Origin of the sequence: Streptomyces sp. NPDC093085 (assembly GCF_040683935.1) — a bacterium.
Taxonomy (GTDB): Bacteria; Actinomycetota; Actinomycetes; order Streptomycetales; family Streptomycetaceae; genus Streptomyces.
In genome coordinates, this window is sequence record NZ_JBFBFB010000008.1 from 293,564 (window position 1) to 303,415 (window position 9,852).

Annotated in this window: 8 protein-coding genes; 5 read left to right on the forward strand and 3 right to left on the reverse strand. The window is 72.9% G+C overall.

Annotated elements, in window-relative coordinates; all coding sequences use genetic code 11:
* From mtrA to mtnA, 3 genes are all read right to left on the reverse strand, one after another.
* Complete coding sequence (gene mtrA, locus AB0O07_RS23355) at window positions 1–678, reverse strand: two-component system response regulator MtrA (RefSeq protein ID WP_365636212.1); 678 nt, start codon at window positions 676–678, stop codon at window positions 1–3.
* Window positions 679–841: 163 nt separating this feature from the next.
* Window positions 842–2,674, reverse strand: a complete 1,833-nt coding sequence (locus AB0O07_RS23360; RefSeq protein ID WP_365636213.1) for a serine/threonine-protein kinase — start codon at window positions 2,672–2,674, stop codon at window positions 842–844.
* Window positions 2,675–2,863: 189 nt separating this feature from the next.
* Window positions 2,864–4,000, reverse strand: coding sequence for an S-methyl-5-thioribose-1-phosphate isomerase (mtnA, locus tag AB0O07_RS23365; protein ID WP_365636215.1), 1,137 nt, complete (start codon window positions 3,998–4,000; stop codon window positions 2,864–2,866).
* Window positions 4,001–4,218: 218 nt separating this feature from the next.
* On the opposite strand from mtnA, the gene AB0O07_RS23370 reads away from it, so the two are divergent.
* From AB0O07_RS23370 to AB0O07_RS23390, 5 genes are read left to right on the forward strand one after another with little or no spacing between them, the layout of a single operon-like run.
* Window positions 4,219–5,424: a hypothetical protein gene (locus AB0O07_RS23370; RefSeq protein WP_365636216.1), complete on the forward strand. Its 1,206-nt coding sequence runs from the start codon at window positions 4,219–4,221 to the stop codon at window positions 5,422–5,424.
* 4 nt (window positions 5,425–5,428) lie between these two features.
* Complete coding sequence (locus tag AB0O07_RS23375) at window positions 5,429–6,115, forward strand: DUF4129 domain-containing protein (RefSeq protein ID WP_365636218.1); 687 nt, start codon at window positions 5,429–5,431, stop codon at window positions 6,113–6,115.
* Window positions 6,112–7,341 carry a DUF4350 domain-containing protein gene (locus AB0O07_RS23380; RefSeq protein WP_365636220.1) on the forward strand — a complete coding sequence of 410 codons (1,230 nt, stop codon included), beginning with the start codon at window positions 6,112–6,114 and terminating at the stop codon, window positions 7,339–7,341. Before AB0O07_RS23375 ends, AB0O07_RS23380 begins: the two co-directional genes overlap by 4 nt.
* Window positions 7,338–8,330, forward strand: a complete 993-nt coding sequence (locus AB0O07_RS23385; protein ID WP_365636222.1) for a MoxR family ATPase — start codon at window positions 7,338–7,340, stop codon at window positions 8,328–8,330. The genes AB0O07_RS23380 and AB0O07_RS23385 overlap by 4 nt, the downstream gene beginning before the upstream one ends.
* Before the next feature lie 12 nt (window positions 8,331–8,342).
* Entirely contained in the window at window positions 8,343–9,653 is a 1,311-nt protein-coding gene (locus tag AB0O07_RS23390; protein ID WP_365636223.1) for a DUF58 domain-containing protein, read from the forward strand.
* Window positions 9,654–9,852 lie beyond the last annotated feature (199 nt).

Here is a 9,852-nt window from a genome sequence, read left to right on the forward strand (position 1 = left end):
TCAGCTCGGTCCTGCCTTGTAGCCGACACCGCGCACGGTCACCACGATCTCGGGGCGCTCGGGGTCCTGCTCGACCTTGGAGCGCAGCCGCTGGACATGCACATTGACCAGCCGGGTGTCCGCGGCATGCCGGTACCCCCACACCTGTTCGAGAAGCACCTCGCGGGTGAACACCTGCCACGGCTTACGGGCCAGCGCGACCAGCAGGTCGAACTCCAGCGGCGTCAGCGCGATGGAGTGCCCGTCCCGCTTCACCGAGTGCCCGGCCACATCGATGACCAGGTCACCGATGGCGAGCTGCTCCGGCGCCGGCTCCTCCGACCTGCGCAGCCGCGCCCGGATCCGGGCCACCAGCTCCTTGGGCTTGAACGGCTTGACGATGTAGTCGTCGGCCCCGGACTCCAGGCCCACCACCACATCGACCGTGTCGCTCTTGGCCGTGAGCATGACGATCGGCACCCCGGACTCGGCCCGGATCAGCCGGCACACCTCGATGCCGTCCCGTCCGGGCAGCATGAGGTCGAGCAGCACCAGGTCGGGCTTGGCCTCCCGGAAGGCCGCGAGTGCCTTGTCACCGTCCGCTACGAACGACGGCTCGAAACCTTCACCACGCAGCACAATCCCGAGCATCTCGGCCAGTGCGGTGTCGTCATCGACGACAAGGACGCGTCCCTTCATATCGACATCATCCCATTTTCATTTCCGTTGCGTAGACACGCGTGATCTGTCTCACTGACCGGCATCCCGCCTCCCGTCCGCCCCACACCGTAGTGGAGCGGACACCGTTCCCCGACCGCCCGTTCCCCCGTCCCCTCCCCGCCCCTCCGTCTCCCGCTCCGGTTCAGGAGGCGGGCACGTTGCGCCACACCGTCAGATCCACATTGACGTAGTCGCTCGCCGAATCCTTCGCAGCGAAGCCCAGGACGGTGACCAGACCGTAGTGGCCCGTACCGGTCTTCACACAGATCCGCGACCCCGTGGTGAGGAGCTTGTACTCGATGGACGTGGTGTACCGGGTGTTGGCCCGGCACCCCTCCAGCGTGGCCGGCTCCCCGGCCTCCTGGAGCGCCATGGTGTTCTTGTTGCTCTTGCCCGTGGCGACATACCGGCCGCCCACCGCGTAGCTCGCGTACCCGAAGTCCCCTTCGTAGGAGACGTCCATCTCCTCGGGGCGCGGCGGGTCGTCACCGAAGGTCAGCGCATATCCGGCCGGGATGCTGATCTTCTCGTACCCGGCGGCCTCGGGCTCCGCCGGCGCCGTGCTCTCCTCGCCCCCCGAAGGGGCTTCGGACGACTGTCCCGGGGCCGGTCCCGTCGCCTGTCCCGCGGACGGCGACCGGCTGCTCCCCTTGCCACCGCCTTGGGCGTTCCGACCGTCGCTGTCGGCCCCCATCTTCCCGGCCAGATACGCCCCGGCCCCGACGACCGCGACCACGGCCACCGCCGCCAGGACCAGGGCTGCCCGCTTCCCCTTGCCCTGCTGCCCGTTCGGCCGGGGCGGGGTGCCCTGCTGAGGGTGTGTCATCCCCTGGGTGGGGTACGACGGGTAGCCACCGGCCCCCGTGGCCCCCGGGTAGCCGGGGCCCTGATAGCCGGGGCCCTGGTGGCCGAGCTGGGTCGGCGCGTGGGCGACCTGCGGCGCGGCATGCCCGGCCGCCTGGGTCGCCGGATAGCCGTACCCGGCCGCCGCCTGCGCCGGCTGCCCCTGCGGGGTCTGCGGGGTCTGCGGGGTCTGCGGCGGGGGCGTCGGCGCGGCATACGCGGCCGGGGGCGGCGTCTGCGGCGGCGGGGTCGGGGCGGCGGCCTGGGTGAGGTCCGCGTCGTACGAGGACGGCAGCCAGCCGTCCGGGCGGCGCAGCGCCGGATCCTGGGAGGCCCGGCCGCAGAGCTCGATGATCCTGGCCGTGGACAGCCGCTGCCCGGCATCCCGGTGGAGACAGCCGGTGATGATCTCCCGCAGCTCCTCCGGGACCCGCGACAGATCCGGCTCCTCGTGCGCGATCCGGTACAGGACGGCGTGGACCGACCCGTCGCCGAAGGCGGGCGTCCCCGTCGCCGCGAACGTCGCGAGCTGGCCGAGCGCGAAGATGTCCGTCGCCGCCGTGCAGGCCGCCCCGAGCACCTGCTCGGGCGCCATGAACGACGGGGTGCCCACCATGGCTCCGGTCCCGGTGAGCGCGGTGGTGTCGGCGGCCCGCGCGATCCCGAAGTCGATCACGCGCGGCCCGTCGGCGGAGAGCAGCACATTGGACGGCTTGAGGTCCCGGTGGACGATGCCCGCATGGTGGATGACCTGGAGCGCCTCGGCGATCCCGGCGACCAGCAGCAGCACGGTCCCCACCGGGATCGGGCCGTGCGCGGCCACCGCCGCCGCCACGGAGGGCCCCGGGACATACGCGGTGGCCAGCCACGGCGTCGGCCCCTCGGTGTCGCTGTCGATCACCGGAGCCGTGTAGAGCCCCTGCACCCGCTGCGCGGAGCGCACCTCCCGCTGGAACCTCCGGCGGAAGTCGGCGTCCTCGGCGAACTCGGGCCGGATCACCTTGATCGCGACCGGCCGCCCGCCGGGCGTGTAGGAGAGATACACCTTCCCCATACCGCCGGAGCCGAGCCGGGAGCTGATCCGGTATCCGGCCACGCTCCGCGGATCGTCCTCGGCCAGCGGCTGGAACACCTCCTGGCCCCCGGGCGGTTCCTCCCCGCCGCCTCCCCCACCGGCACGGGCCCGTGGGTCCCCCTGAAGCCCTGTCATCGCTGTCCCCCGATTGATTTTTCAGCCAACTACGGCGCAGAGCCTACCGAAACCGGCCGCCCCGCCCTCCCGCCTCCGTCCCAGCGCCCGCCCCGGTCCAGGACCTTTCGTTCACCGTCCCGCCCGCCCGGCGCACAGCTCCGCGAGCCCGCCGCCGGTCACCGGCGAGAGCACACCGCGCTCCGTGACGATCGCCGTCACCAGCTCCGGCGGAGTGACATCGAAGGCCGGGTTGTACGCCTGGGTCCCCAGCGGCGCCACCGGAATCCCCACGCCCTGCTCCGCCCCCACCACCACCTGTGGCGCTGTGACCTCCGTCACCTCCTGTCCTGGTCGCTGCTCGACCTCGATCGCCGCCCCGTCCGGGGTGTCCAGGTCGATCGTCGTGGTCGGCGCGACCACCACGAACGGCACATGGTGGTACTTGGCGAGCACGGCCAGCGGATAGCTCCCCACCTTGTTCGCCACCGACCCGTCGGCCGTGATCCGGTCCGCGCCGATCAGCACGGCGTCCACCTCGCCCGCCGCGAAGAGCGACCCCGCGGCGTTGTCCGTGAGCAGCGTGTACGGCATCCCGCAACGCGCCGCCTCGTACGCCGTCAGCCGCGCCCCCTGGAGCAGCGGACGCGTCTCGTCCACCCAGAGGCGCCGCAGCCGCCCGGCCCGGTGCGCCGCCCGCGCCACCGCGAACGCGGTGCCCTCGCCGCCCGAGACCAGCGCCCCGGTGTTGCAGTGGGTCAGGACCCGGTGCCCGCCGCCCGGCAGCAGCTCGTCGAGGAGCGTCAGTCCGAACGCCGCCATATCGGCGCTGGCCCGCGCGTCCTCCCGGTGCAGCCGCCGCGCCTCGGCGAGCGCGGCAGCGGCGGCGGCCTTCGGATCCGCGCCCTGGTCGACGGCGGCCCGGAACGCGTCCCGGGCCCGGCGCACCCCGTACCCCAGGTTCACCGCGGTGGGCCGCGCCCCCGCCAACCGCTCCGCCGCGTCCTCGACGTCGAACCCGCGCACCGCGGCCAGCGCCACCCCGTAGGCGCCCGCGATCCCCAGCAACGGCGCACCCCGTACCGCCAGCGTCCGGATCGCCACCACCAGCGCGGGCACATCCGTGCAGACCAGCTCCGCCTCCTCGGCCGGCAGCCGCCGCTGGTCGAGGAGGACCACCACGGGCCCCTCCGGCGGCTCGTCCCAGCGCAGCGAGGGGAGCATCGGCGGCTCCACACCGGCAGAAGTCTGTGCGTACTGATCAGCCATCCGCCCAGTCTGCCCGCCGCGCCGCCGACAATGAAGGCGGCAGCGGAGGTGACAAGGAGATACATCCCCCGGTCCGTCCCGGCGCGGCGCGTGGCACGATGGCCACCAGGACCCAGGCCGTGTCCGGCGCACCCGCACGGTCCGCGACGCCTCGTACCGCATTCCGCGTCGCCGACCCGCCGAGCCGGCCTCCCGACCAATCCACGAGGTGGACGACCGTGAACGACACTCCGGGCTGGGCCTCGCCCGGATCCGCCCCGTCCGACGGCCAGGACACCACCGTGCCCCGGCCCGCGGAGCCCGCCGACAACACCGACACCCCCGCGAAGTGGTCCGCGACCCAGCCACCCCCCGGAGAGTGGTCCGCGCCGAGCACCCCCGGCCACGGCCCCACCGCACCCCGCCCCGCCCAGAACTGGGGCGGCCCGCCACCGGGCGGCCCCCACGGCGGCGGCTGGGGCGCCCCGCCGGCCGCCAAGCCGGGGGTCATCCCGCTCCGCCCGCTGAGCGTCGGCGAGATCCTCGACGGAGCCGTGTCCACCCTGCGCGTCCACTGGCGTACGGTGCTGAGCGTCAGCCTCGTCGTCTCCGTGATCGCCCAGATCGGCGACATCCTCCTCCGCCGCTACCTGGTGCCGGCGCCGTTCACCCCCGACCCGAACGCGCCGCTGCAGGAGACCCTCGCCAAGACCGCCGACTCGGCCCAGGCGCAGCTCACCGCGGACATTCCCTCGCTCGCCCTGATGATGGTCTGCACGCTCTTCACCACCGCGATACTCACCGTGGTGATCAGCCGCTCGGTGCTCGGCCGCCCCGTCACCCTCGCCGAGGCCTGGCAGGAGGCCCGCCCCCGGATCCCCAGGCTGCTCGGGTTCACCCTGCTGCTGGCCCTGATGAGCGTCGCCGTCCTGACGGTGTGCATGCTGCCCGGCGTGCTGATCGGATCCGTCGCCGGAGTCGCGCTCGCCCTGCTCGGCGCGATGGCGGCGTTCTTCATCGTCATCTGGCTGATGGTCCGCTTCAGCCTCACCTCGCCCGCGCTCATGCTGGAACGCCAGGGGATCATCCCCTCGATGCGCCGCTCCGCGAAGCTCGTGTCGGGCGCCTGGTGGCGCACCTTCGGCGTGCTGGCGCTGACGCTGCTCCTCTCCTTCCTGCTCACCTTCCTCATCGCCATCCCCTTCGCGGCCGTCTCCCGCATCGTCGCGGGCGACACCCTCACCGGCTGGCCCTTCCTGATCATCACCGGCATCGGCGCCGTGATCGCCTCCACGATCACCTACCCGATCTCCGCCGGTGTGACGGTCCTCCTCTACGTGGACCAGCGCATCCGGCGCGAGGCCCTCGACCTCGAACTCGCCCGCGCCGCCGGCATCCCGGGGTACGGCACCGCCCGGCCGGACCACGGCCCCTCGGGGAGCTGATGCGGTGACCGCCATGGGGGGAACGACGGCCCGGCCGCTGCTCCGCGCCGGCGGGGACCCGCCGGTGGACATCTCCCGGATCCCCGCCCGTGAGGCGGCAGACCGGGAGCTGTCCAAGCCGATGTACCACGAGAACGACCCCAACCTCGTGGAACGGGCCCTCGACCACATCGGCGAGTGGATCGGCAAGCTCTTCCACGCCGCGTCCGACGTCGCCCCCGGCGGCCCGCTCGGGCTGGTCGTGGTCGCCGTGATCGTCGTGGCGCTCTGTGCCGCCCTGTGGTGGCGGCTCGGCACCCCCGGCCGGATCTCCGCCGCCCAGGACGCCCTCTTCCACGACGGCCCCCGCAGCGCCGCGGAACACCGCACCGCGGCGGAGGCACACGCCGCCGCCCACCGCTGGACCGAGGCGGTCCAGGAGCGGATGCGCGCCCTCGTCCGCTCCCTGGAGGAACGGGCCCTGCTCGACCCGCGCCCCGGCCGCACCGCCGACGAGGCCGCCTCCGAGGCCGCTCGCGCCCTCCCCGGCCACGCGGACCGCCTGCGCACGGCGGCCCGGGAGTTCGACGACGTCACATACGGGGGCCGCACCGCCGACGAGCCGACATACCTGCGGCTGCGCGACCTCGACACCGACATCGAAGGCACCACCCCCCACCTGAGCGCCGTGGCCGGAGGAACCGCCGAGTGACCTCCCCCCACAGCCCCACCTCGCTCGCCCCGACCCCCCGCCTGCTCTGGACGCGGAGCCGAGGCCTTCTCCTCGCCCTCCTGCTCCTCGTGGCAGCCGGTGTCGCCCTGGCCGCCCTGCGCTCCGGCGACCAGCACGGCCGGCTCGACCCGCGCTCCGCGGACCCGTACGGCAGCCGCGCCGTCGCGGAACTCCTCAGGGACCAGGGCGTCACCGTCACCGTCGCCACCACACTCCACGAGGCCACGGACGGGGCCGGCCCCGACGCCACCCTGCTGGTCACCAACCCCGACCTGCTGACCTCCGCACAGCAGCACACGCTGAGCGCCAGAACCTCCGCCACGGGCGGCCGCACGGTCCTGCTCGGCGCGGGCCCCGCCTCCCTCGGCACCCTGGCCCCGGAGGTCCGCACCGGCACCCCCGTACCGGTCGCGGCCCAGGCCCCACGGTGCACCCTGCCCGCCGCCGTCCGCGCGGGCAGCGCCGACCTCGGCGGCGAACGGTACGAGACGGACCTCCCCGGCGCCGACTCCTGCTACCCGAGCGAAGGCACCCCGACCCTCCTCAGGATCCCGGCCCCGAACACCGGCTCCACCGGAATGCCGTCCACCGACCCCGCCGCCGGCGACCTGGTCCTCCTCGGCTCCCCCGACCTCCTCTACAACAACCGTCTCGCCCAGCAGGGCAATGCCTCGCTGGCCCTCCAACTCCTCGGCTCCCGCGCCCATCTCGTCTGGTACCTCCCCTCGCTGAGTGATGAATCCGCTGCCGACGCCGACGGCGGCGACGCCGGCAGCACCTTCCTCGATCTGATCCCTTCCGGCTGGCTCTGGGCCACCCTCCAGCTCTTCGTGGCCGCCCTGCTCGCCGCCGTCTGGCGCGCCCGCAGGCTGGGCCCCCTCGTCACCGAACGTCTCCCCGTGGCCATCCGCGCCTCGGAATCCACCGAAGGACGCGCCCGCCTCTACCGCAAGGCCAACGCCCGCGACCACGCCGCGACCGCCCTGCGCACGGCCTGCCGGGACCGCCTCGCCCGGCTCCTCGGCGTCCCGCCCACCAAGGCGCACCAGCCCGACATCCTGATCCCCGCGGTCTCCGCCCGCCTCCCGCACACGGACCACGACCCGGCCACCCTCCTCTTCGGCCCGGCCCCGACCGGAGACGCCGCTCTCATCCGCCTGGCGGACCAACTCGACGCCCTCGAAAGAGAGGTACGCACCTCATGAGTGCCCCGACCGCAGCGAACTCCGGCACCCCCGCCCCCACGGACAGCCCCCGCACCGCCCTGGAAGCCCTGCGCGGTGAGATAGCCAAGGCGGTGGTCGGCCAGGACCCCGCCGTCACCGGGCTGGTCGTCGCCCTGCTCTGCCGTGGCCATGTCCTCCTCGAAGGGGTCCCGGGCGTCGCCAAGACCCTGCTGGTACGAGCACTCGCCGCCTCCCTCGAACTTGACACGAAACGCGTTCAGTTCACCCCCGATCTGATGCCGAGCGACATCACCGGCTCCCTCGTCTACGACGCCCGCAGCTCGGAGTTCTCCTTCCAGCCAGGACCGGTCTTCACCCATCTCCTGCTCGCGGACGAGATCAACCGCACGCCTCCCAAGACCCAGTCCTCTCTTCTGGAGGCCATGGAGGAACGCCAGGTCACGGTCGACGGTGTCGCACGCCCCCTCCCGGACCCGTTTCTCGTCGCCGCCACCCAGAACCCGGTCGAGTACGAGGGCACGTACCCCCTCCCCGAGGCCCAGCTCGACCGCTTCCTGCTCAAACTGACGGTGCCTCTGCCCTCGCGCGACGACGAGGTCAGCGTGCTGACCCGCCACGCGGAAGGCTTCGACCCACGCGACCTCCAGGCCGCCGGCGTCCTGCCCGTCGCGGGCGCCGCCGATCTGGCGGCGGCACGCGACGCGGTCGCCAAGACCTCCGTCTCACCCGAGATCGCGGGCTATGTCGTCGATATCTGCCGTGCCACGCGTGAATCCCCCTCGCTCTCCCTCGGCGTCTCCCCCCGAGGAGCCACCGCACTGCTCTCCACCGCCCGCGCCTGGGCGTGGTTGACCGGCCGCGACTACGTCATCCCCGACGACGTCAAGGCCCTTGCTCTTCCGACACTCCGTCATCGCGTCCAGCTCCGCCCCGAGGCGGAGATGGAGGGAGTCACCGCCGACTCCGTCATCACCGCGATCCTCGCCCACGTCCCCGTCCCCCGATGAGGCGGTGAAACCGTGGCCCTCACCAGACGGAGCGCTCTCCTCGCAGCCCTCGGCTCGATCCCCGTCGGCATCTACGCCCCTGGCTGGGCGGGGATTCTGGCCGTGAATGCCCCGCTTTCCCTCGCCATTCTGTGCGACTACGCTCTCGCCACGCCAGTGCGAACGCTCCGATTCACCCGATCTGGTGATACGTCTGTTCGACTCGGCGAGAGCGCGGAAGTCCATCTGACCATCACGAACCCGACCGGCCGCCGGCTCCGCGCCCGGCTCCGCGACGCCTGGCCGCCCAGCAGTTGGCCCGCCGGCACCGACCGCGAGAGCTCCCGCCACACGGTGACCGTCCCCGCGGGCGAGCGACGCCGGATCACCACTCTGCTCCGCCCCTCGCGCCGGGGCGACCGGCACGCGGAACGGGTAACGGTGCGCTCGTACGGCCCACTGGGCCTGGCTTCCCGCCAGGGCAGCCACGACGTCCCCTGGACGGTCCGAGTACTGCCGCCCTTCACGAGCAGGAAACACCTGCCGTCGCGGCTCGCCCGGCTCCGGGAGCTCGACGGCCGCACCAGCGTGCTGACCCGCGGCGAGGGCACCGAGTTCGACAGCCTGCGGGAGTACGTGACCGGTGACGACACCCGGTCCATCGACTGGCGGGCCACCGCACGCCAGTCGACCGTCACCGTACGGACCTGGCGCCCCGAGCGGGACCGCCACCTCCTCGTCGTCCTCGACACCGGCCGCACCTCGGCGGGCCGGGTCGGCGACATCCCGCGCCTGGACGCGGCGATGGACGCCACCCTCCTCCTGACCGCCCTCGCCTCCCGGGCAGGGGACCGGGTCGACCTCCTCGCCTACGACCGCCGCGTCCGCGCCCAGGTCCAGGGCCGCCCGGCCGGTGATGTCCTCGCCGCCATGGTCGGCGCGATGGCCCCGCTGCAACCCGAGCTGGTCGAGACGGACACGCGCGGCCTCAGCTCCGTGACCCTGCGGAGCGCCCCGCGCCGCTCACTCGTCGTCCTGCTCACCAGCCTCGACCCCGCACCGGTGGAAGAGGGCCTGCTTCCGGTCCTGCCACAGCTCACCCGCCGCCACACGGTCATCGTGGCCTCGGTCGCCGACCCGCACATCGAGAGGATGAGCACGGAACGGGGCACAGTGGGCGCGGTGTACGAGGCAGCGGCCGGCGCCCACGCCCTGTCCCAGCGCCGCCGCACGGCAGAACTGCTACAGAGCAAGGGCGTCACGGTCGTCGACGCCACCCCGGACAGGCTGGCGCCTGCTCTGGCGGACGCCTATCTCGCGCTCAAGGCAGCGGGACGGCTCTGAGACAACAAGAGGGGAAGGAAAGGAAGGAAGAAAGGACGTACAGGGTCCGGGCCGGCGCCCTGACCCCTTACTTTTTCTTTTCTTTTGCAGGCGGTAGCGGTCCAGAACGCAGAAATGCCCCGTACCACAGTCAGTAACTGTAGTACGGGGCATTCCCACAATGATTGTTCGGCGGCGTCCTACTCTCCCACAGGGTCCC